The following is a 22,283-nucleotide window of genomic DNA, read 5'->3' on the forward strand; positions in this document are numbered from 1 at the left end:
TGCATGCAGCGCTCGCAGCTTTGACCTCTTGTTGACGGACCATTCGCTAGAATGGCTGGCAGTGATCTTTGAACGGGACCTGAGGATCTTGCAGATTTATCTGCCGATCGCCGAGCTTTCCGTGAACCTCTTCTTTCTCGTCGGGATCGGAGGGGCGGTCGGCTTTTTGTCCGGTCTGTTCGGCGTGGGCGGCGGGTTCCTCCTCACACCCCTCCTGATCTTTTCCGGAGTTCCGACTTCAGTGGCCGTGGCGTCGGTGACGGGCCAGGTGGTGGCAGCATCCACCTCGGGCGCGTTGAGCCACTACCGACGTGGCGGCGTCGACCTGCATCTGGCGATGTATCTCGTCATCTCGGGCATACTGGGCGCCTTCGGGGGCGTTGCGGCGTTCGACCTGCTGCGTGACGCCGGCCAGCTCGATTTCGTCATCTCCATCGGCTTTCTGGTGCTGCTCGGCTCGGTCGGCATTCTGATGCTGCAGGAGTCCGTGCGGGCGCTGCTCAAGCACCGGCAGGGCATCGTGGTGCGCGAGCGCCTGCCCAATCAGCATACCTGGATGCACGGCCTGCCCATGCGCGTCCGGTTCAAGAAGAGCCGGCTTTACATCAGCGTGTTGCCGGTCCTTGCCATCGGCCTCTTCATCGGCTTCGTCGGCTCGCTCCTCGGCATCGGCGGTGGCTTCATCATGGTGCCGGCGCTGGTCTACCTGCTGCGTGTGCCGGGCAACATGGTCATCGGTACCTCGCTGGCGCAGGTGGTGGCGATGATGGCCGCAACCACCATCCTCCACGCGATCCAGAGCCAGAGCGTCGATATCCTCCTGGCCTTCTCCCTGATGGTCGGCGGTACGGCGGGTGCCCAGTTCGGCGCGGCTGCCGGCAAGCACTTGCGCGGCGAGCAATTGCGCGGGCTGCTGGCCCTGCTGGTGCTGGCGGTAGCGATCCGCTTCGGCCTCGGCCTGGTGCTGACGCCGGACGACCCATTCAGCATGACGGTCATCGGGGGCGCCAGATGAGGCGCTGGCTCGCTTTCCTTGTCGTCCTGTTGCTCGCCGCCACACCGGCCCGGGCCGAGCGGCTGATCTCCTCGCTCTCCAACGACACCATCGAAATCACCTCCAGTTTCGATGGGGAGCGCATGACATTCTATGGCTCGATCGCGCCTGATGCCGGCTCGGACCAGCGCTACGTCCAGGGACCGTTCCAGGTCGTGATCGCCATTGTCGGGCCGACGCAGGATCGGGTGGCCCGTGAAAAGACGCGCATCCTGGGCATGTGGCTCAATACCGATCAGGTCACCTTCAAGGGGTTTCCCAGCTACTTGCACGTGCTGGCGAGTGCGCGGCTGCGCGACATTACGGATGTCACGACCCTTACCACCAACAAGATCCTGCCCGAGGCATATGCCCTATCACCCAACACATCCGGGTGGTGGCAGACCATGGTCTTCGGCCGCGAACTCATCCGGCTGATGAGTGAGGAAAGGCTTTTCGGCGTACAGGAGAACGGCGTCAACTTTCTCTCCGACACCTTCTATTCGGCTCAGCTCACCCTGCCGTCCAACGCGCCTCCTGGGCCCTACATCGCCCAGACCTATGTCTTCAAGAATGGCGAGATCATCGCGCGCAAATCGGAAGGGTTCGCGGTTCGCAAAATCGGCTTCGAGCGTTTCTTGGCCCAGTCGGCGACGCAGTACCCGCTGGCCTACGGCTTTGCCTGTGTCGTCCTGGCCCTTGCCACGGGATGGCTGGGTGGGGTGCTGTTCCGCCGCTGAGACTCAGCCGGCGACGAGCCGCCGGGCGGAAACAGGATAGGTCCTGTCGCGCCCCAGCATCGTCACTTCGAGGGCCGGCCAGTGAAACAGCCCGGCAAAGGCAGCGCTGAGGATATTGAGCGCGCCGGTCGAACTGCCATAGGCGGGCAGGATCATCAGCCGGTTGTCATGCACAAAGCACGGCTTGCGTGCGGAACGGCCGGGCATCGCGATGCGCGCAGCGGGATGGAGATGCCCGGCGACAAGCCCGGTTCTCCCCCTCCTCGGCTCGTGCGACAGAAGCAACCCTGCAAGCTCCATTTCGGGAAGACAGGTGCCACCAATGGCATGTGGTGCAGGGTCGTGGTTTCCGGAGAGCCAAAGGCACTCGACGCTGTCCGTGATGGCGTCGAACCGCATCCGGTCGGCGCTGGAGAGAAGGCTGCTCGCGTCTGCGCGATGGAAGCTGTCGCCAAGAGAGATGATGCGCCGCGCGCCGGTCCGCCGCAGATCAGCCTCGATGCGGGAGAGGGTCATGCCGGTATCGTAGGGCGGCAGCATCTGCCCACGGCGGGCGAAGCTGGCCATCTTCTCGAAGTGAAGGTCGGCGACCAGCAGGGTCTTCTGGGCGTGCCAATAGAGACCGCCGGACGGCAGAGGTTCGAAATTGTGTCCGGCAAAACGCAGCACGACGGTTTCCGTGGATGAGGTCGGGGTGGCGGCGCTGCTCATATGGATGTTCATCGCCGCCCCGGAAAGCCCCCTGCTCCGGCATCGCCAGTGCCCGGCCCCGGAAGCTACCTCCCGGCCATGGCCTCGCGAATGAGTTCGTCTGCAGCATCTGCCATAGCCGATTCGCGGCCCTCTCCGAAAATGGGTTCGCGCCCGATATCGAGCATGACCGGCACGGCGAGCGGTGAAATCTGCGTGAGCGGCCTATGGACGATGTGCGAGCGGATGCGCGCCAGCATCTGCCCCAGCCGCTCGATGTCGAGCAGTCCGCGCGCCGCATCGTGCCTGGTGGCCTGGATCAGGATGTGGTCCGGCTCGTGCTGGTAGAGCACGTCATAGATGATGTCCGAGCTCATGGTGATCTGCCGCCCCGTCTTTTCCTTGCCGGGATGGCGGCGCTCGATGAGCCCGGCAATGATGGCGCAGTTGCGGAAGGTGCGCTTCATCAGCGCCGACTCGTCCAGCCAGTCTTCCAGATCGTCCCCCAGCATATCCTCGGCAAACAGCTCGTCCAGCGATAGCCGGCCGGTGCGGATCAGCGCGGAAAGATCGCCCAGCCCCCAGATGCCGAGGGAATACTCGGAGGCGACAAAGCCGAGTGGACGCGCCCGCATGCGCTCGAGGCGCCGGGTCAGCAGCATCCCCAGCGTCTGGTGCGCCAGCCGCCCCTCGAAGGGATAGCAGACCATGAAATGCTGCGTGCCTCGTGGAAAGGTCTCCACCAGCAGGCTGTCGCGCCGCGGCACGACCGAAACCTGCTGCTGCAGGCGAAGCCAGTCGCTCACCTGGTCTGGCATCTTGTTCCACTCCCCCGGGCTATCCATGATCCGCCGCACCCGTTCGGCGAGGTATGTGGAAAGGGGAAACTTGCCGCCCATGTAGGAGGGGATTTTCGGGTCCTTGGCATAGGCGCGCGAGACGAAGGCCTCGTTGTCCTTGATGCCTTCGAAGGCCACGACCTCGCCGCCAAAAATGAAGGTGTCGCCCAGGGTCAGGGTCCCGAAGAAAGACTCTTCCATCTCCCCCAGAACCCGCCCGCCGGCACCGATAGGTCCGGTGGTCCGGCCCTTCTTCTCGCTCCGGCTGCGCACCAGCCGCACGCGCAGCATCGGCTCTTCGATGATGGTGCCGATGTTGAGCCGGTACTGCTGGGCGACCTGCGGGTTGGCGATGCGCCAGCGGCCATCGTCGGTCTGGCGCAGGCGCGCGTAGCGCTCATAGGCGCGCAGGGCATAGCCCCCCGTCGCGACAAAATCGAGGATGCGATCGAACTGCGGGCGCGGTAGGTCGCGATAGGGCCAGGCGTGGCTGATCTCGGCAAAAAGGTCATCGGCAAGGAACGGCTCGGCGCAGGCCATGCCCAGAATGTGCTGGGCGAGCACGTCATAGCCGCCGACATGGGGGTTCTCGCTGTCCTGATGCCCTTCCGACACGGCCTCCACCGCCGCCTCGCATTCGAGCACCTCGAAGCGGTTGGAGGGCACCAGCAGCGCGCGGGAGGGCTCGTCGAGCCGATGGTTGGCGCGGCCGATACGCTGCAACATGCGCGACGAGCCCTTGGGTGCGCCGACCTGCACCACGAGGTCCACATCGCCCCAGTCGATGCCGAGGTCGAGCGTCGAGGTGCAAACCACCGCTTTAAGACGCCCGTCCGCCATCGCCGCCTCCACCTTGCGGCGCTGCTCCACCGAGAGCGACCCGTGATGGAGGGCGATCGGCAGCATGTCGTCGTTCATGTCCCAGAGCCCCTGGAACAGCATCTCCGCCTGCGAGCGGGTATTGACGAAGAGCAGGGTCGTCTTGTGCCGCTTGATGATGTCATAGAGCTCGGCCCGGGCATAAGCTGCCGAATGACCGGCCCAGGGAAGGCGCTCTTCGGTTTCCAGGATGGCCAGTTCCGGCGGCGCGCCCCCCTTCATGTGCAAAAGCTCGGTCTCCCGGTCCGGCAGGGGCTGGGCAATCCAGTCGCGCAGCAGATCAGGGCGCGCCACCGTGGCCGAAAGCGCTGTGATCTGCAGCCGGGGTGAGAGCGCGGCCAGTCTCGCCAGCCCGAGCGAAAGCAGCTCGCCCCTTTTGGAGGTGACCAGGGCATGCAATTCATCCAGCACCACGCGCTGCAGCGCGCCGAACATCAGCTCGGCCTTGGGATGCGAGATCAGCAGGGCCAGCTGTTCAGGGGTCGTCAGCAGGACCTGCGGCGGCCGCGTGCGTTGGCGAGCCCGTTTTGCCGCTGAAGTGTCGCCGGTGCGCGCTTCAACCCGGATGGGCAGCCGCATTTCGGCGATCGGCGCAGAGAGATTGCGCTGCACGTCCACCGCCAGCGCCTTGAGCGGCGAGATGTAGAGCGTGTGCAGCCCCTCAAACTTGCCGTCGACGAGGTCGCTCAGCGTGGGCAGGAAGCCGGCCAGTGTCTTGCCCGCGCCGGTCGGCGCAATCAGCAACTGGTTTGCCCCCGCCTCGTAGGAGCGCAGTACGTCGAGCTGGTGCTGCCGCGGCGCCCAACCGCGTGCGGCGAACCACTCCGTGATGATGGTGGGGAGACGTCCGCCCTCGGCCAAGATTCCCCTCATCCGGCCCTGCGGGCCGACTTCTCCCGGAGTGGGCGAAGAACAAGGCCGTGCCTTCGGCACTTGGTTTCCCTCATTCCTCTCCCTCTCGGGGAAAGTGTGGATCGACCGGGGGTCGAGACGGGTGAGGGGAATGCCGCCAAAGTTGACACCGCGAACCTACTGCAAATCATCGCGAACCCTATATGATGGGCTCGACCCTGCCAAACGGAGTGAACCGATGACAGAAGACTACCGCACCGAACCACGTTCCCCTCTCGTGAGGTTCATTGGCGGCAGCCCGGTTGCGGTCCTCGTCAAGCTGGCGCTGATGTCCCTCTTCGTCGGCTTCGTGATGACGGTCTTCGGCTTCGACGCCGCCGATCTCGTGCGCGGCGCGCTCGACACGGTGCGCGATTTCCTGCGTGACGGGTCGGGGATGCTGCGGCAGATGGGCATCTACATCGCCACGGGCGCCGCCGTCGTCGTGCCGATCTGGCTCCTTCTGCGCCTGACCCGGGCGCGCTGAGCCATGCCGGAGACACTCAGGCTGACGCCGCAGGAGGCGCTTGCCCGGCTGGTGCCGCATATCCTCGAGATGGAAAGCGCGGCACACGGCCAGCGGATTGCCATTGGGCTGGCGGGCGGGCCGGGCTCCGGGAAATCCACCCTGGCGACGGAATTGGTGGCGATGATCAATGCTGTCCACCCCGGCAGCGCTGCGCTCGTGCCGATGGACGGCTTCCACATGAAGCACGCCAAGCTCGAGGCCATGGGGCAGACCGACTACAAGGGCGCCCCCCACACCTTCGAGGGAGCGGCTTTTGTCAGCTTCCTCCATCACCTCAAGAGGGCCCGCACGAGCGTGAACGGGCCGGGCTATAGCCGCAAGATCGAGGACACGGTGGACGATGCCTTCACGGTCGGTGAAGAGGTGCGGGTGCTGGTGGTGGAGGGCAACTATCTCCTCCTGACCGAAGGCCCATGGGCGGGCGTCAAGCCGGAGCTGGACTACTCGGTCTTCATTCATGTTCCGCGCGAGACCGTGCGTGCCCGGCTGATGAAGCGGCACGGCGAAGAGGGCCTGTTCACCGAGGAGCGGAATCGCGCCCATATCGAGCGCACTGACTTGCCGAACTATGACCTGGTGGACGCGTCCAAGGACCGCGCCGATGTGGTGATCGACCTCGTGACGGAGCACTAGGGAGGCAGTATCGCCTGCGGGTGAACCGGTCTAGAAGAGCACCCTCTTTTTCTCCGAGTCTCCCATGAGCGCCCGTCCGCAACACCCCTTCGAAGTTCGTCACAAGGACGTCTGGGCCATCGCCCTGCCCGCCTCGATTGCCTTCATCACCGAGCCCATGGTGGGTCTGGTGGATATCACGGTGGTTGGGCGGCTGGGTGACGCAGCGCTGCTGGGTGGCCTCGTGCTCGGCGCGCTGGTGTTCGACGTCCTTTTTTCCCTGGCGTATTTCCTGCGCATCGGCACGGCCGGACTGGTCGCACAGTCGGTCGGTGCCCGTGACCCGCGCGACGGGCTGCTGCATGTGAGCCGCGCGCTCATCCTGGGCCTGATCATCGGCATCGGGATGATCATCCTCGCCCTGCCGATCCTCTGGGTTTCGGAGGCTCTGCTGGCGCCTCAGGGCGGCGTTGCGGAAGCCTTGGCCGGCTACTTCTTTGTGCGCATCTGGTCGGCGCCCTTCTCCATGATCAACTACTGCCTTCTTGGGTGGTTCTACGGGCGAGCGGCAGCACGCACGGGAATGCTGCTGCAATTGCTGCTGCACGGCATCAACATCGTCAGCAGCGTGGCCTTCGTCTATGGCCTCGGTTGGGGCGTTGCCGGCGCCGCGGCCGGGACCCTTTTGGGGCAGGTTGTGGCCGCCCTTGCCGGGATTGTCATTCTCGTGCGCCATTTCGGCGGCGCCGGCGCGCTCCTTCGGGCCATTGCACCGGGCGAACTGCGCGACGGGACGGCCATCGCCCGGATGTTCGGCCTCAGCCGGGACCTGATGATCCGCTCCCTGGCCCTGATGGGCGCCTATGCCGGCTTCGCCGCGCTGGGCTCGCGCATGGGCGAGGTGCCGCTCGCCGCCAACGCGGTGCTGCTCAACCTGCTCATGGTCATCGGCTTCTTTCTCGACGGCATCGCCCAGGCCGCCGAACAATTGAGCGGCCGCGCCGTCGGCGCCAATTGGCGGCCGGCTCTCGAGCGCACCTACGGCCTGTCCATGCTGTGGGGGCTGGTGATTTCGCTCGGACTGGGCCTCGTCTGGCTCTTGGCCGGTCCCTGGCTCATCGGCGCAATGAGCACCAGCGTCGAAGTGCGCGCCTATGCCCTGGATTACCTGCCGATCGCGTCGCTTTGCGCCCTCACCTTCATGCCGGCCTTCGTGTTCGACGGCATTCTGATCGGCACCACGCAGAACGTGGTAATGCGCAATGGCATGGTCCTTTCGCTTGGCGTCTTTCTGGCCGCCGCGCTCCTTCTGCCGCCCATCTGGGGCAATTGGGGCCTCTGGGCGGCCATGCATTGCTGGTTCCTGGCCCGCGGCGGCATTTACTGGTGGGCGCTCGAGCGCAACAAGGCGACGCTCTTCGCCCCCGCCTGATGGCTCACGAAACCTCGCCTCGCCCGGCGGCCCAATCATCCGTGCGCGTGCCGACAAGATCGGCAATCCTGGCCTTGCCAGAGGCCCGCAATCCGGCGATCAGTCCGCGCTTCAGCCTGTCGAGCAGGTCCAGCCCGCCAAACACCAGCGCCGAATAGAGCTGGATGGCGTCGGCCCCGGCTTCGATCTTGGCCAGCGCGGTGTGCGGCGAGTGAATTCCCCCCACCCCGATGATGGGCAGGCTGCCCACCCGCTGTCGCATCTGGGCGAGGCGCCGCGTGGAGAGCGCAAAGAGCGGCTTGCCGGAGAGCCCGCCCATCTCATCTGCATGTTCCAATCCGGCGACGGCCTCGCGCGAAATCGTGCTGTTGGACACGATCAATCCATCGAGGTCGGTCGCGAGAACGACCTGCGCGATCGCGTCCATCGCGGCCTCGTCGAGATCAGGGGCGATCTTGAGCAGCACCGGCACCCGTGTCTTCGCCTTGGCGCGAGCCGCGAGCACCTCGCCGAGCAGCCGCCGAAGCGCCTCGTCAGCCTGAAGATTGCGCAGCCCGGGTGTATTGGGGGAAGAAATGTTGACGCTCAGGTAGTCGGCCAGATCGGCGAAGCGCCTGACGCCCGCCACATAGTCAGCAACGAAATCTTCGCTCTCCTTGTTGGCGCCGATATTGACCCCCAGAGCGGCCGGGACACGCAGCCCCTTGAGGCGCGCAAAGACCGCCTCGTGACCTTCATTGTTGAAGCCCATCCTGTTGATCACGCCGTCCGCCCCGGGCAGCCGGAACAGCCGCGGCTTGGGGTTGCCCGCCTGCGGGCGCGGGGTCACGGTGCCGATCTCGACCATGCCGAACCCCATCAGCGCCAGCGCGCGCGGAACCTCGCCGTTCTTGTCGAAGCCAGCGGCCATGCCGATCGGGTTGGCCAGCGTCAGGCCGCAGAGCGTCGTCGCCAGTTCGGGCGGGTCGGGATGCTCCTGCTGCGGCGCAAGACCGAGCCGCAGGGCGGTGATGGTGGCGCCATGCGCAGTTTCCGGGTCCATGCGCAAGAGGGTGTCCCGCGTCAGGCCCGCGAGCCCCGGGTTGCGCAGCAGCGGCGAAAGGGCGGAAAAGATCATCGCACATCCTCCGGCAGGTCACAGTCGCCGTTCGGGCCGACATCCACGCCTGCTTCCCATTCGACTGCCGAAAGCGGCAGCGGCCCGCCATAGAGGTGAGGGAACAACTGGCCCCCACGGGAGGGCTCCCAGACCAATCCGTCCCCGAGATCGCCTGCCCGGACCGCCAGGATCAGCAGGCCGGACTGCCCCTTGAAGTGGAGGCGCAGCGTGTCGCGCAGCTGATCGGCCGTCGAAAAGTGCATGTATCCGTCCGCAAGATCGATCGGCATGCCGGCAAAAGCGCCGGCGGCTCGTGCCGGGGCATAGGCGGCCGCCGTAGTGATCTTGTAGATGAGTGCAGGTTCGGACATGGCTTGGTCTCGCTGACGACGAGCATGGCCCTAAAGCCTCCGCCGAGGCTTTACAAGGGATGCGCCGCCGCCTATTTTAGGATTGTTTTCCGCCAACAAGAATAATTTCCTTTCGGGCGCGCCATGCTCTCACATCGCACCATCTGGGACGGTATCGACGCGCTCGCCCGGCGACAGGGCGTATCCGTCTCCGCGCTGGCGCGATTGGCCGGGCTTGACGCGACGGCCTTCAATCTGTCCAAGCGCGTCAGCAAGGACGGCCGCGAGCGCTGGCCCTCTACCGAGAGCATCGCAAAAATCCTCGAAGCGACCGGAGAGAGCTTTGATAGCTTCCTTCAGGGAACGGGCGGCTATTTTCAGACCCATTCCGGCTTCGCCGAACCTCCGGCGCGCACAGTCCCCCTGCTTGGTCTCGCGCAGGCCGGGGCGGGTGGCTTTTTCGATAGCGCTGGCTTTCCGGTCGGACAGGGCTGGGATGAGATCACCCTGCCCACCGCCAGCGATGGCGGCATCTATGCCCTCGAGGTGACCGGCGACAGCATGGAGCCGCTCTATCGCGAAGGCGATCGCATCGTCGTTTCGCCGACCGAACAGGTTCGGCGGGGAGACCGGGTGGTGGTCAAGACGCGCGATGGCGAGGTGATGGCCAAGATTCTGGCGCGCCAGAGCGCCAAGCAGATCGAGTTGCACTCGATCAATCCCGCCTACGAGCCCAGAACCCTCGAGATCGAGGACGTGGAGTGGATGGCCCGCATCATCTGGGCCAGCCAGTAAGTACGGCCCGCTGCTAAGCGAACCAGTGGCAGCGAGGTCGCCGCGCCCCGGCCGCTCGTCAGGCGGCCAGTTGTCCGGCCAGTGCCCTGGCGATCAGCGCCCGCGTGTTCTCGATCCCGTAAAGGGCCGCAAAGGACCCGAACCGCGGCCCCCTCTCCTGCCCGATCAGCACCTGGTACAGCATCTGGAAGAAATCCCCCGAGACGCCGGGGCCACCGGTCGGGCTCTTCTTGCTGTGATCCTGGTAGCGCTCGATGTGGCGCGCCACGTCCAGCGCGGCGTTCTGGATCGTCTCGTTGTTGGCATCGGCCGGAAGCGCCGCAAAAGCGTCCGAGAGCGCCTCGAGCGCTGCGCGCTCGACATCGTCCGGTGCGCGATAGGACTTCTTCACGAAGTCGCGGAAGTACCGCATCGCATAGCCGACCAGCGCATCGAGATGCGGATGCGTCTTGGCAGAAACGCCGGGCGCATAGGCCGAAATGTACCCCCACATGACGTCCGGTGTTTCCGGATTGGATGCAGTCGCCAAATTGAGCAGCAGCGCAAAGGTGACCGGCATGTCGATCTTGGGGACGTTGCCGTAATGCACGTGAAAGGCCGGGTTCTCCAGGCGCGCTGCCGCGTCCTGCTTCTCATAGGACGCGACATGGGCCGCATATTCGTCTACGGCCCGCGGGATGACGTCGAAATGGAGGCGCTTGGCGACGCGCGGCTTCTGGAACATGTAGAGCCCGAGGCTCTCGGTCGGCGCGTAGGTCAGCCACTCGTCGATGGTCAGGCCATTGCCCTTGGACTTCGAAATCTTCTGCCCCTCGGCGTCGAGGAACAGTTCATAGACGTAATGCTCGGGCGGCGTGCCGCCAAGGATCGCGCAGATCTTGTCGTAGATGTGCTGGTTGGTCTGGTGGTCCTTGCCGAACATCTCGAAGTCCACGCCGAGCGCCGCCCAGCGCATGCCGAAATCGGGCTTCCACTGCAGCTTCACATTGCCGCCGGTCACCGGCACGGTGGTGTCGCGGCCGTCCTCGTCCTCGAAGGTGACCGTGCCATCCTTGGCATTGACTTCCTTCATCGGCACGTAGAGCACGCGGCCGGAAATGGGCGAAATCGGCAGGAAGGGCGAATAGGTCGCCTGCCGCTCGGCTCCCAGCGTCGGCAGCATCACCGCCATGATGTCATCATAGCGTTCGGCGGCGCGCAGCAGCACGTCGTCGAACTTGCCGGACTTGTAGTAGTGGGTGGCGCTGGCAAACTCGTAGTCGAACCCGAAAGTGTCGAGGAAGCGCCGCAGCATGGCGTTATTGTGCTCGCCGAAGCTCGGATACTCGTTGGTCCAGGGGTCCGGCACCGCGGTCAGCGGCTTTTGCAGATGCGGCTCCATCGCCTCCTTGGAGGGGACGGTGTCCGGAATCTTGCGCATGCCATCCATGTCATCGGAAAAGCACAGCAGCCGCGTCGGCACCTGGTCGCGCGTCAGCAGGCGAAAGGCCGTGCGAACCATGGTGGTGCGCGCCACCTCGCCGAACGTGCCGATGTGGGGCAGGCCGGAGGGACCATAACCAGTCTCGAACAAGGCCTCCCCCTTGCCCGACTTGTCCAGCCGCTTGATCAGTTTGCGCGCTTCCTCGAACGGCCAGGCGCGCGCGGTCTGCGCGGGCTCGAAAAAGGCAGGGTCCAAAGGGGGCAAAGCGGCGGGCGACACGGGTCTGATGGCCTTTCGGGGGGAGGAGAAGGAAGAGCATCGGTGTGTCGCACTCTTGCGGCCCCGTCGTCAACGTCGCAGGTGGTTGCGCGCCGGCGCGACGCGGCCTAGCTATTGATCACCCACGAGCAAAGCGGACCGCGCCATGACCAGCCAAACCCAGGATGCCCTGATCCAGTTGATGATCGTTGCGGCCTCTTCCGACACCAACATGACGGAACGCGAGTTCACCCGCATCAAGGCGCTGATCGGCCGCCTCCCCGTCTTCGAGGGCTTCGACATCGAGCGGCTGCCCGATGTCGTCAATGACTGCGCCGACAAGCTCAACGGCGGCGACGGGCTGGATTTTCTCATCGAAGACGCCATCGCGGTGCTGCCCAAGAAGCTGCAGGACACGGCCTATGCGCTCGCGGTTGAAGTTACCGCAGTGGACCTGCATCTCGAGCAGGAAGAGTTGCGCTATCTCGAGATGTTGCGCGACAAGCTCGATCTCGATCGTCTCACCACGGCCGCCATCGAGGTGGCCGCGCGCGCCCGTCACCGCCGCCTGCCGCAGTGAACCGCAGCGTCAGTAGAACCCCACGGGGAACCAACGCAGATAGAGTTCGTCCAGCGTCCCGTCTTCCTTGAGCCGCACCAGGGCGCGGTCAATGGCGTGACGGACATTGTCCTTGCCCGCGGCGACCGCGATCGACAGGCCCTGACCGAACAGGTGGGGGCGGAAATAGGGGTCGCCGGCAAAGCCGCAGCAGGCGAGGTTATCGTTGAGCCAGAATGCCGCGCGCATCGCATCGCCGAAATAGACGTCGGCCGTCCCGTCTTTGACGGCATCGAGCGCTGCCAGTTCGGTGTCGAACCCGCTCACCGTGGCGCGTGGAAAATACCGCTTGATGAAGCCCTCGTGCGCGCTTCCGGTCCGCACGGCGATGGTCTCGTCGGCGAGGGCACTGACGCGAAAGCCGGCGATGTCGTCCGCGCGCGCCACGAAGCGGCCCGGCAGCGCAAGATAGGTCTGGGAGAAGTCGAAGCGTTCTCCGGTTTCCTCGGTCATGGCGAGCCCCGCAATCAGCGCGTCGCCCTGGCTGTCGGCCAACGCATTGGCCGCCTGGTCCCAGGGCCAGGCCTGGATTGTGCAGGCGACATTGACATCGGTGCAGATTGCCTTGGCGAGGTCGATGTTGAAGCCGATGAGGTTGCCGGCGCTGTCACGGTAGTTGAAGGGCGGAAAATCGGCCGTCGTCAGAAAGCGGATGGCCGGCACCGGGTTGGGGCTGGGGAGAAGTTCGCGCGCGTCCGGATCGGCATGATAGGGCAGCGTCTGGGCGAAGGCGGGGACGGTGAGGAACGCTGCGGCAACCAGCGCGAGAGCAGCACGGCCAAAGGGGCGGATGCGCACCATGCTCAAACCTGATCCAGCCCATACATCAGATCGGCGATGAGATCGCCGGGGTCTTCCAGCCCCACCGAAAGGCGCAGCAGCCCCGGCGTGACACCCGTCGCAAGCCGCACCTCTTCGGTCAAGCGCGCATGCGTCGTGGTGCGCGGATGCGTGATGAGCGACTTGGCATCGCCCAGATTATTGGAAATCAGGATGATCGCGAGGTTATCCGAGAGGGCGAAGGCCCCCTCCTGCCCGCCCTTGACGTCCAGAGCCAGCAGGGTGGAGCCGCGCGTCATCTGTCGCTTCGCCAGATCGTATTGCGGGTGGCTGGCCTCATGCGGATAAATCACGCGCTCGATCTTGGGGTGGCTGGACAGCGCCGCTGCGATCTTTTCGGCGCTATCGGTCATGCGCTCGACCCGCAGGGCGTAGGTCTCGAGACCCTTGAGCAGCACCCAGGCGTTGAAGGCGCTCAGGGTCGCCCCAGTCTGGCGCAGGAAGGTATGTACATCGCCCTCGATGATCGCCTTCGACCCGAGCACAATGCCGCCGAGCACCCGGCCCTGCCCGTCGATATGCTTGGTCGCCGAATAGGTGACGATGTCGGCGCCCAGTTCGAGCGGCTTTTGGTAGAGCGCGGTAGAAAAGACATTGTCGACGATGAGCTTGGCCCCATGCGCATGGGCGATCTCGGCGACGGCCTTGATGTCGACCAGTTCCAGCGTCGGATTGGTGGGGGTCTCGATGAAGACCACCTTGGTGTTGGGCAGCATGGCCCGGGCGAAGTTTTCAGGGTCGCGTCCATCGACCAGCGTCGAGGCGACACCGAAGCGCGGCGCGTAGTCCTCCACCACAAACCGGCAACCACCAAACAGCGCTTGGGCTGCCACGATGTGGTCGCCTGCCCGCACCTGGCTCATCACCGCATTGGTGACTGCCGCCATGCCCGAAGCGAAGGCTCGACCGGCCTCTGCGCCTTCGAGCAGCGCCATGCGGTCCTGGAACATGTCGACGGTCGGGTTGGCAAACCGCGAATAGTTGTGCCCGCCCGGAATCTTGTTCTGGAACAGCAGTTCGGCATGTTCGGAGCTTGGGTAGGAATAGCCCGAGTTGAGGAAGATCGCTTCGCTGGTCTCGAGAAACTCCGTGCGCTTGCCCCCCCCATGCACCAATTGCGTCGCCGCAGACAGGTTCTTGGGGTCGCGGAGGGGGTTGTCGTCTCTGGACATCGCTGCGCCTTCAAACAAAAAACCGGCTCGCAAGGGGCGGCCGGTTCCAAACGGTCTTTAGCAACTTTTTTTAAGTGGCTGCAAGCGACCGGCCAAATCACCACTGGTTGGCGATCTAAAGGCAATATGCCTCTCCGATCAAGGAGGTTGTTGGGGATGACCGCAATCGGCTGGCCCCAATCGTCATTGCCCGGCTTGTCCGGGCAATCCAGACTTGGCACAAGAGACGATGGATTGCCCGGACAAGCCGGGCAATGACGGGTGGCGATATCGTGGTCGCTTCACACGGGGACGCAATGACCGAGAGCTGGCCAAGAGGCGTCTTTCCGGCGCGGTTGATCGACACGCTGCACCAGTCCGGCGCGATCCTGACGGGGCGGCCGTTTGACCACGACCAGGTGCAGCCGGCCAGTCTGGACCTCAGGCTCGGCAAGACGGCGTTTCGCGTGCGGTCGAGTTTTCTGCCCGGCCCGTCCCATTCGGTGGCGGAGCGGATCGAGGCGCTCAAGCTGCACGAGATCGACCTCACCAAAGGCGCGGTGCTGGAGCGCGGCTGCGTCTACCTCGTGCCACTGGAAGAAAGCCTGGCGCTTCCCGCCGAAGTCAGCGCCTCGGCCAACCCAAAAAGCTCGACCGGCCGGCTCGACGTCTTTACTCGCGTCATCGGCGATCGGGCCCGCGGCTTCGACCAGCTACCGGCCGGCTACAGCGGCCCCCTCTACCTCGAAATCAGCCCCCGCACCTTTCCCATTCTGGTGCGGACCGGCTCGCGCCTCTCCCAGATGCGCTTCCGCCATGGCGACACGCGCCTTTCCATGGAGCAGCACAAGGCGTTGCATGCCTCGGACACGCTGGTGATCGGGGGCGAGCAACCGGTGGGCGACGGCGTCGCCCTCTCCATCGATCTCTTGGGCGAGGGGCGCAACGGCCTCATCGGTTTCCGCTCCAAGCGCCATACGGCCGTGGTGGACGTGGACAAGAAGGGCGCACTCGATGTGCTCGACTTCTGGGAGCCGCTGCACAATCGCGGCGGCGGCGAGCTTATTCTCGATCCGGACGAGTTCTATATCCTTGTTAGCCTCGAGGCGGTGCACGTGCCGCCCACCCATGCGGCCGAGATGGTGCCGTTCGATCCGCTGGTGGGCGAGTTCCGCGTGCATTATGCCGGGTTCTTCGACCCCGGCTTCGGCCACTCGGCAGCCGGCGGTACGGGCAGCCGCGCCGTGCTGGAGGTGCGCAGCCGCGAAGTCCCGTTCCTCCTCGGGCACGGGCAGAGCATCGGCCGGTTGATCTACGAGAAGCTGGCCGAGCCGCCGGACCGGCTCTACGGCTCGGCCTTCGGCTCGAACTACCAGGCACAGACCCTAAAACTCTCCAAGCACTTCAAGCCCTATGCAGGCTAGAGCGGCAACACGCGCGAGAACTTGACCGGCCCCAGCGAAAAACTGCTCTCGATGGAGGCGACGCCATCGAGTTGCGTCAGCCTTTCGCGCAGGAATCGCTCATAGGCTTCCAGATCGGAACAGACGACGCGCAGCAGAAAATCGAACTGCCCGGTCATGAGGTAACATTCCATGACTTCAGGCCAGCGGCTGATCGCGGCGCCGAAGGCGTCGAGATTGCCGGCGCGCTGGCGTTCGAGCTTGATCGAGATGAACACCGAAACCGGCAACCCCACCGCCTTTTGGTCGATGCTGGCCCCATAGCCCGAAATCACGCCGGCCTTCTCGAGCGCCCGCACGCGCCGGAGGCATGGTGACGGTGACAAACCGACCCGCTCGGACAGCGCCTGGATGGTCATGCGGCCATCTTCCTGCAAGGCGCGGAGAATACGGCGGTCTATTGCATCTATCCCGTTTTTGGCAGTTTCCGCCACTAAGTCATCTCCAGCTTTGTACATCCTGCGCCGGTGAGGCCTCTTGCGCCCAGAATAGGCAGAACCTGACCCTCTGCAAGGCGCAATCTCACCTCCGGGACAGGAGGAACGCATGCCGGAAGCAAAAATGGGTAGGGTCGAGGCCATCGAGGCGCTGACGCGCAAGGCGCTGTGGCTCGCCAGCTGGATGGTGCACCACGCCAATCACATCCGGCCCAATGTGGATGGCGTGAAGGTCGGCGGGCACCAGGCCAGTTCCGCCTCCATGGCCGCCATCATGGCCACGCTCTATTTCGGCGTCCTGCGGCCGGAGGACCGGGTGGCGATCAAGCCGCATGCCGCGCCGACGTTTCACGCCATCCAGTACCTGATGGGCCGCCAGAGCCGGCAAAAACTCATCGACTTCCGCGCCTTTGGCGGCGCGCAATCCTACCCCTCGCGCACCAAGGACACCGGCGATGTGGATTTTTCCACCGGTTCGGTCGGCCTCGGGGTCGCCTTCACCGCCTTTGCCTCGATGGTACAGGACTATGTGCGCGCCAAGCCGTGGGCGGACACGACGCGGCCGGAAGGCCGGATGATCGCGCTGGCTGGCGACGCCGAACTGGACGAGGGCAATATCTACGAATGCCTGCTCGAAGGCTGGAAGCACGGGCTGCGCAATTGCTGGTGGGTGATCGACTATAACCGGCAGAGCCTCGACGGCGTGGTGCGCGAGGGTCTTTACGACCGCATCGAGGGCATCTTTCGCGCCTTCGGCTGGCGCGTGGTGACGCTGAAATACGGTGCATTGCAACGCGCCGCCTTTGCCGAGCCGGGCGGCGACCGGCTCAAAGCCTGGATCGACCGGGCGCCGAACGACCTCTATTCGGCGCTGATGTTTCGCGGCGGCGCGGCCTGGCGCGAGCGGCTGACCGGCGAAATCGGCGATCAGGGCCCGGTCAGCGCCCTCCTCGACCGGCGGAGCGACGACGAGCTGGCGACGCTCATGGGCAATCTCGGCGGTCATTGCGTCGAAAGCCTTCTGGAGCAGTTCGAGGCGGCCGGCAGCGACGAGCCGACGGTCTTCATCGCCTATACCGTCAAGGGCTGGGGCACGCCGCTCGCCGGCCACAAGGACAACCATGCCGGCCAGATGACGGCGGCGCAGATCGAGCAGTTGCGCGCTGCGCACGGCATCCGCGAGGGGCATGAGTGGGAGCCGTTCGAGGGGCTCGATCAGGCACAGGACCTGCAGGCTTTCCTCAACGCCGTGCCGTTTAACAAGCAGGCATCGCGACGGTTGAGTTCACCTGCGGTGCGGGGCATTGGCCCGCAGTTTGTCGGGACTGGCGCCACGTCGACGCAGGCGGCCTTCGGGCGCATTCTCGATGCCATCGCCAAGACCGACAGCGCCCTGGCCGAGCGCATCGTCACGACCTCGCCGGACGTCACGGTCTCGACCAATCTTGGCGCCTGGGTGAACCGGCGTAACCTCTTTGCCCGCCGCGAAATGGTGGATCTGTTCCAGAAGGAAGCGATCCCGTCGACCCAGAAATGGCGCTTCACGCCCGAGGGGCAGCACATCGAACTGGGCATTGCGGAAATGAACCTCTTCCTGATGCTCGGCGCGACGGGGCTGAGCCATTCCCTCTTCGGGGAGCGCCTCCTGCCCATCGGCACGCTTTATGACCCGTTCATCGCCCGCGGCCTCGATGCGCTCAATTACGCCTGCTACCAGGATGCGCGCTTCATGGTGGTGGGCACGCCTTCGGGCGTGTCGCTGGCGGGCGAAGGGGGTGCCCACCAATCCATCGGGTCGCCGCTGATCGGCATGAGCCAGGACGGGCTCGCGAGCTTCGAGCCGGCGTTTGCCGACGAACTCGCGATCATCATCGACTGGGCCTTCGACTACATGCAGCGCAGCGGCGATGCGCGGCCCGATCTGGCCGACTGGCCGCGCGACGTGACGGGCGGCTCGGTCTATCTGCGGCTTTCAACGCGCAGCATCGAGCAGATTCCACGCGAGATGAGCACGCCCCTGGCGGATGACATCATCCGCGGCGGCTATTGGCTGAAGCCCCCCACCCCGCAATGCGACGTGGTCATCGCCTATCAAGGGGTCCTCGCCAGCGAGGCCATCGAGGCGGCAGCGCGGATCGGCGGCGATCATCGCGCGGTTGCGGTACTGGCCGTGACCTCGGCTGACCGGCTCAATGCAGGGTGGGAAGCGACGCAACGTGCGCGGCTCCATGGCGACGACACGCAGCAAAGCCATATCGAGCGTCTGCTGTCCGGCGTGCCCCGCCATGCCGGGATGATCACGGTGATTGATGGACACCCCGCTACCCTCGGCTGGCTGGGCGGCGTCATGGGGCATCGCACGTTGCCACTGGGCGTCGAGCATTTCGGACAGACCGGCACGGTCACCGACCTCTACCGCCATTTCGGCATCGACGCCGCCGCCATTGCGCGTGCCTGCCGGAGCCTTTTCGGCGCTCGCTGAGATCGAACCGCGCGCGAGAGGACGAGTAACCAGCCACCCTGCCGGTGTTGGAAAAGCCACGCCCCCGCCCTTGCCAAGCGACGCTCCATTTGTCAGACATATGTCATATGGCGCCATCTGAGGAGAAGGCCGCCACTGCCCCGGACAGCGGACGGGGCCTACGCATCCGCGACCAGACCCGGCTCAAGCGGCCTGGCGCGTCGAAGGGAACGTCCACGGCTCTGCACAAGGAGGGAGCGCATGCACTTCACCAACAAGATCGCCGGTATCCTGGCCATCGCCACGGCGATGACCGCACCGGTTCTGGCCCAGACCACCATCGTGGCGCCCAGCGGCAGCGCGCAGGGCACGTACATGGACTACATGAAGACGGTCTATGACCGCGGCACGGGCTCGGACCTGCTGCAGGTACCGCTGGCCACCTTCGACAAGAACTTCGAGCTGACGCCGATGGCGGCACAAAGCTGGAGCCAGTCCGAAGACGGCCTCACCTGGACGTTCAAGCTGCAGCCCGACCTCGTCTGGTCCGATGGCGAGCCGCTGACGGCCGAAGACTACATTTTCGCCCTGCAGCGCGCCGCGACTTCGGGCTACGACTTCGCCTGGTACTGGGACTTTGCCGGCGGCATCAAGGGCTGGAAGGAAGTCACCGAAGGCACCGCCGACGTGTCGACGCTGGGCCTCAAGGCGGTGGACGAGCACACCATCGAAGTCACGACCGTCGCACCAAAACCCTATTTCCCCTCCGTCACCAGCCTCTGGTATCCCGTGCCCAAGCATGTGGTAGACAAGCTGGGCGACGACTGGGCGCTCAACGTCGACACCATCGTCTCCTCGGGCCCGTTCGACATCGAGAGCTGGGAGAAGTCGAACAACTCCGTCGTCCTCACCAAGTCGGACACCTACAAGGGGCCCTGGCAGGCCCAGGTCGACAAGGTCGAGCTCGACCCGACGCTGAACGCACCTGAAGTGGGCCTGCCGGCCTTCCTCGCGGGCGACGCGGACTACACCTTCCTCAATGCCGGGCAGGTCCCGGTGGCCGAGGCGCGCTTTGCCGATGGGATGCGCCGCAACGCGGTGTTCGCGACCTCGTACATCTCCTACGACCTCGAATCCGAGCCCTTCAACAATGTCGACGTGCGCCGCGCCTTCTACTACGCGGTCAATCGCGACGAGCTGACCTCCACCGTCCTCAAGGACATCGCCATTCCGGCCGGCTCCATCCTGCCGCCCGGCTATCCCGGGTACAACAAGGACATCGCCGCGGAAGCCGTGTTCGACCCCGAGAAGGCCAAGCAGTTCATGGCCGATGCAGGCTATCCGAACGGCGAAGGCTTCCCCGATATCGAAATCTGGATCCGTGACGAGGGCGGCTACAACGGCGCCATCATCCCGCCCATGGCCCAGTATCTGCAGTCCCAGTTCAAGGAAGTCCTCGGGATCAACATGTCGATCCGCTCGCTTCCCAACGCCGACTGGATGGACGGCCTGCGGGGCGCCAAGAACAACATCTTCATCGCGCCCTACGAATACGACTACCTCGACCCGTCCAACTTCTACGGCATTTTCTACAATGGCGGGCGCCACAACTATCACGTGCCCGAATATGACGCGCTGGTGGCCCAGGCCGACAGCGAGAGCGATCCCGAAAAGCGTCTCGATCTCTATGCGCAGGCCGAGCAGGTGATGATCGACCAGGGCCTGATCGTGCCGCTGGTGCACCCGATCACCACGGCCGTGCTGTCGGACAAGCTGGGTGGCGACGCCTCGACGCCGAACGACCTCGGCTTCACCCCGCTCGACCGGCTCGCGCACTACTTCTTCACGCACTTGACCAAGCAGTAAGCCGCGACCCACGCGCTTCCCGGAGCCATCCGGGGAGCGCCCTTTTTCTTCAACGGCCGGGGTCCAATGCCGCTCGTCGAAATCCAAGACCTCAAGGTGCGCTTCCGCCAGTATGGCGGCACCATCGAGGCCGTGCGCAAGATCAGCTTCTCGCTCGACGCCGGGGAGAGCCTCGGCATCGTGGGCGAAAGCGGCTCGGGCAAGTCGGTCAGCTGCGCGGCCCTATTGCGCCTCCTGCCCGCCACCGCCGACGTCACAGCCGCAAAGCTCATGCTCGACGACGTCGACGTGCTCTCCGCGCGCAAGGGCGACATGGAGCGCCTGCGCGGGCGGGCCGCGGCGATGATCTTCCAGGACCCGATGAGCGCCTTCGATCCGGTCTTCACCATCGGCCACCAGATCAGCGAGACCATCCGCGCGCACCGCACCGTGACCAAATCAGCAGCGCTCAAGGAAGCGCGCGAGTTGCTCGAGCGCGTCGAGATAAAGAATGCCGCCGACGTGCTGGCCTATTACCCGCACCAGCTTTCGGGAGGCATGCTGCAGCGCGCCATGATCGCCATGGCCCTCTCGTGCCGGCCCAAGGTGCTGATCGCCGACGAGCCCACGACGGCACTCGACGTCACCATCCAGGCGCAGATCCTGCAGCTCATCAAGAAGGTGCAGGCCGAGTTCGGCATGGCGCTGATCATGATCACGCACGACCTCGGGGTCATCGCCGAAACGGTGGACCGGGTGCTGGTCATGTACAATGGCGAGGTGATGGAAGAGGGGCCGGTGGCGCAGATTTTCGACGCGCCCCGCCACGACTATACCAAGCGGCTTCTCGCCAGCCTTCATACGAAGTTCGAACCCTCGCGCGGCGATGCCGATGCAGCCCCTGCCCTGCAATTGCGCGGGCTCAGCAAATCCTTCCGCATCCGGCGGCGGCGCGGGCTCTTTACCGAATACGGCGCCTTCGACGCCGTGCGCGACGTCGACATTACCCTCCCCCACAATCGCATTGTTGCCGTCGTGGGCGAAAGCGGCTCGGGCAAGACCACCACCGGCCTCATGGCGATGCGCCTCACCGAAGCCAGCGCGGGCGAAATCCTGGTCGATGGCAAGGACATCTCGAGCCTCTCGCCCGAAGCCATGCGACCCTATCGCAAGCAGATGCAGATCGTCTTCCAGGACAGCTATTCGGCGCTCGATCCGATGATGACGCTGACCGAAATCATCGCCGAACCGCTGGTCATCCACCGCATCGGCACGCCGCGCGAGCGGACCGAAAAGGCGCTGGCCTGGCTCGAGCGGGTCGGGCTCGATCGCAGCTTCGGCAGCCGCTATGCGCATGAACTTTCCGGTGGCCAGCGCCAGCGCGTCGCCATCGCCCGCGCCCTGATCCTCGAGCCCAAAATCCTTGTCGCCGATGAACCGACTTCGGCGCTCGACGTGACCGTCAAGGCGCAGATCATCACCCTGCTCAAGGATCTGCAGGCGGAGCTGGGCCTCTCCATGCTGTTCATCAGCCACGATCTCTCCACGGTCAAGTCGCTGACCGACAGCGTCGTCGTCATGTATCGCGGGCGGGTCGTGGAGGAAGCGCCGACCGAGCGCATTTTCGCAGATCCGCGCCACCCCTATACCCGCGCCCTGCTCGATGCCGTGCCGGCCACCAACCCGCGCGACAAGCGCGAGCGCTCGTTCCTCTCGGCCGAGGAGATTTCTGCCGCCACCCCGCGGATGACCGTGATCCAGACCGGTCTCGCGCCCCACCCCGATCCGCAACTGGTCACCATCGCCCCGGGCCACCGGGTCGAGGCGATCGTGACGGCGTGAGGGGAGCGATCATGGACCTTTCATCAAGCGTGCCGATGTACGGTATACCCCGCCC

Annotated in this window: 19 protein-coding genes and 1 riboswitch; of the genes, 11 read left to right on the forward strand and 8 right to left on the reverse strand. The window is 65.0% G+C overall.

Going from position 1 to position 22,283, the window contains the following annotated elements; translation table 11 throughout:
• Window positions 1-88: 88 nt before the first annotated feature.
• Window positions 89-1,015, forward strand: coding sequence for a sulfite exporter TauE/SafE family protein (locus tag IC608_RS09630; RefSeq protein ID WP_191774865.1), 927 nt, complete (start codon window positions 89-91; stop codon window positions 1,013-1,015).
• Window positions 1,012-1,773 (forward strand): TIGR02186 family protein, encoded by a 762-nt coding sequence (locus tag IC608_RS09635; protein ID WP_191774866.1) that lies wholly within the window; start codon window positions 1,012-1,014, stop codon window positions 1,771-1,773. The genes IC608_RS09630 and IC608_RS09635 overlap by 4 nt, the downstream gene beginning before the upstream one ends.
• A 3-nt stretch (window positions 1,774-1,776) precedes the next feature.
• Here the strand turns inward: IC608_RS09635 and pdeM are convergent, their stop codons facing one another.
• Window positions 1,777-2,484, reverse strand: coding sequence for a ligase-associated DNA damage response endonuclease PdeM (gene pdeM, locus IC608_RS09640; protein WP_191774867.1), 708 nt, complete (start codon window positions 2,482-2,484; stop codon window positions 1,777-1,779).
• Window positions 2,485-2,549: 65 nt separating this feature from the next.
• Entirely contained in the window at window positions 2,550-5,054 is a 2,505-nt protein-coding gene (locus IC608_RS09645) for a ligase-associated DNA damage response DEXH box helicase (protein WP_191774868.1), read from the reverse strand.
• A gap of 217 nt (window positions 5,055-5,271) precedes the next feature.
• Here IC608_RS09645 and IC608_RS09650 point away from each other — a divergent pair, with 217 nt between their 5' ends.
• The 3 genes from IC608_RS09650 (at window position 5,272) to IC608_RS09660 (ending at window position 7,645) form a co-directional block, all read left to right on the forward strand.
• Complete coding sequence (locus IC608_RS09650) at window positions 5,272-5,559, forward strand: DUF6460 domain-containing protein (RefSeq protein WP_191774869.1); 288 nt, start codon at window positions 5,272-5,274, stop codon at window positions 5,557-5,559.
• 3 nt (window positions 5,560-5,562) lie between these two features.
• Window positions 5,563-6,234, forward strand: a complete 672-nt coding sequence (locus IC608_RS09655; protein ID WP_191774871.1) for a nucleoside/nucleotide kinase family protein — start codon at window positions 5,563-5,565, stop codon at window positions 6,232-6,234.
• A gap of 64 nt (window positions 6,235-6,298) precedes the next feature.
• Window positions 6,299-7,645 (forward strand): MATE family efflux transporter, encoded by a 1,347-nt coding sequence (locus IC608_RS09660; RefSeq protein WP_191774873.1) that lies wholly within the window; start codon window positions 6,299-6,301, stop codon window positions 7,643-7,645.
• A 4-nt stretch (window positions 7,646-7,649) separates the two neighbouring features.
• Here the strand turns inward: IC608_RS09660 and IC608_RS09665 are convergent, their stop codons facing one another.
• Entirely contained in the window at window positions 7,650-8,762 is a 1,113-nt protein-coding gene (locus IC608_RS09665) for a quinone-dependent dihydroorotate dehydrogenase (protein WP_191774875.1), read from the reverse strand.
• Window positions 8,759-9,115 carry a DUF952 domain-containing protein gene (locus IC608_RS09670; RefSeq protein ID WP_191774877.1) on the reverse strand — a complete coding sequence of 119 codons (357 nt, stop codon included), beginning with the start codon at window positions 9,113-9,115 and terminating at the stop codon, window positions 8,759-8,761. Before IC608_RS09670 ends, IC608_RS09665 begins: the two co-directional genes overlap by 4 nt.
• 123 nt (window positions 9,116-9,238) lie before the next feature.
• Between IC608_RS09670 and IC608_RS09675 the strand changes: the two genes are divergently transcribed.
• Window positions 9,239-9,889, forward strand: coding sequence for a S24 family peptidase (locus tag IC608_RS09675; protein ID WP_191774879.1), 651 nt, complete (start codon window positions 9,239-9,241; stop codon window positions 9,887-9,889).
• Window positions 9,890-9,947: 58 nt separating this feature from the next.
• On the opposite strand, the gene IC608_RS09680 is transcribed toward IC608_RS09675, so the two are convergent.
• Entirely contained in the window at window positions 9,948-11,591 is a 1,644-nt protein-coding gene (locus tag IC608_RS09680) for a lysine--tRNA ligase (RefSeq protein ID WP_191774881.1), read from the reverse strand.
• Window positions 11,592-11,736: 145 nt separating this feature from the next.
• Between IC608_RS09680 and IC608_RS09685 the strand changes: the two genes are divergently transcribed.
• Complete coding sequence (locus tag IC608_RS09685) at window positions 11,737-12,150, forward strand: tellurite resistance TerB family protein (RefSeq protein WP_191774883.1); 414 nt, start codon at window positions 11,737-11,739, stop codon at window positions 12,148-12,150.
• 9 nt (window positions 12,151-12,159) lie between these two features.
• Here the strand turns inward: IC608_RS09685 and IC608_RS09690 are convergent, their stop codons facing one another.
• Together IC608_RS09690 and metZ are read right to left on the reverse strand one after the other, a co-directional pair.
• Window positions 12,160-12,990 (reverse strand): transporter substrate-binding domain-containing protein, encoded by an 831-nt coding sequence (locus tag IC608_RS09690; protein WP_191774885.1) that lies wholly within the window; start codon window positions 12,988-12,990, stop codon window positions 12,160-12,162.
• Between the two features lie 2 nt (window positions 12,991-12,992).
• The gene (metZ, locus tag IC608_RS09695; RefSeq protein WP_191774887.1) at window positions 12,993-14,201 is read right to left on the reverse strand and encodes an O-succinylhomoserine sulfhydrylase; all 1,209 of its coding nucleotides are present in this window, start codon (window positions 14,199-14,201) and stop codon (window positions 12,993-12,995) included.
• 38 nt (window positions 14,202-14,239) lie between these two features.
• Window positions 14,240-14,315, reverse strand: a riboswitch (SAM riboswitch).
• Between the two features lie 182 nt (window positions 14,316-14,497).
• On the opposite strand from metZ, the gene IC608_RS09700 reads away from it, so the two are divergent.
• A complete protein-coding gene (locus IC608_RS09700) occupies window positions 14,498-15,604 on the forward strand; it encodes a 2'-deoxycytidine 5'-triphosphate deaminase (protein ID WP_191774889.1) in 1,107 nt (368 codons plus the stop codon).
• Here IC608_RS09700 and IC608_RS09705 read toward each other — a convergent pair.
• Window positions 15,601-16,077: an Lrp/AsnC family transcriptional regulator gene (locus IC608_RS09705; protein ID WP_345890874.1), complete on the reverse strand. Its 477-nt coding sequence runs from the start codon at window positions 16,075-16,077 to the stop codon at window positions 15,601-15,603. The genes IC608_RS09700 and IC608_RS09705 overlap by 4 nt on opposite strands.
• 112 nt (window positions 16,078-16,189) lie before the next feature.
• On the opposite strand from IC608_RS09705, the gene IC608_RS09710 reads away from it, so the two are divergent.
• The 3 genes from IC608_RS09710 to IC608_RS09720 all read left to right on the forward strand — a co-directional run bounded on the left by IC608_RS09710 (window position 16,190) and on the right by IC608_RS09720 (window position 22,228).
• Window positions 16,190-18,562: a transketolase gene (locus IC608_RS09710; RefSeq protein WP_191774893.1), complete on the forward strand. Its 2,373-nt coding sequence runs from the start codon at window positions 16,190-16,192 to the stop codon at window positions 18,560-18,562.
• Between the two features lie 240 nt (window positions 18,563-18,802).
• Window positions 18,803-20,407, forward strand: a complete 1,605-nt coding sequence (locus tag IC608_RS09715; protein WP_191774894.1) for a peptide ABC transporter substrate-binding protein — start codon at window positions 18,803-18,805, stop codon at window positions 20,405-20,407.
• A gap of 66 nt (window positions 20,408-20,473) precedes the next feature.
• Window positions 20,474-22,228: an ABC transporter ATP-binding protein gene (locus IC608_RS09720; protein WP_191774895.1), complete on the forward strand. Its 1,755-nt coding sequence runs from the start codon at window positions 20,474-20,476 to the stop codon at window positions 22,226-22,228.
• Window positions 22,229-22,283: the final 55 nt, after the last annotated feature.

The sequence above is a fragment of the Devosia oryzisoli genome (genome assembly GCF_014837245.1).
Taxonomy (GTDB): Bacteria; Pseudomonadota; Alphaproteobacteria; order Rhizobiales; family Devosiaceae; genus Devosia; species Devosia oryzisoli.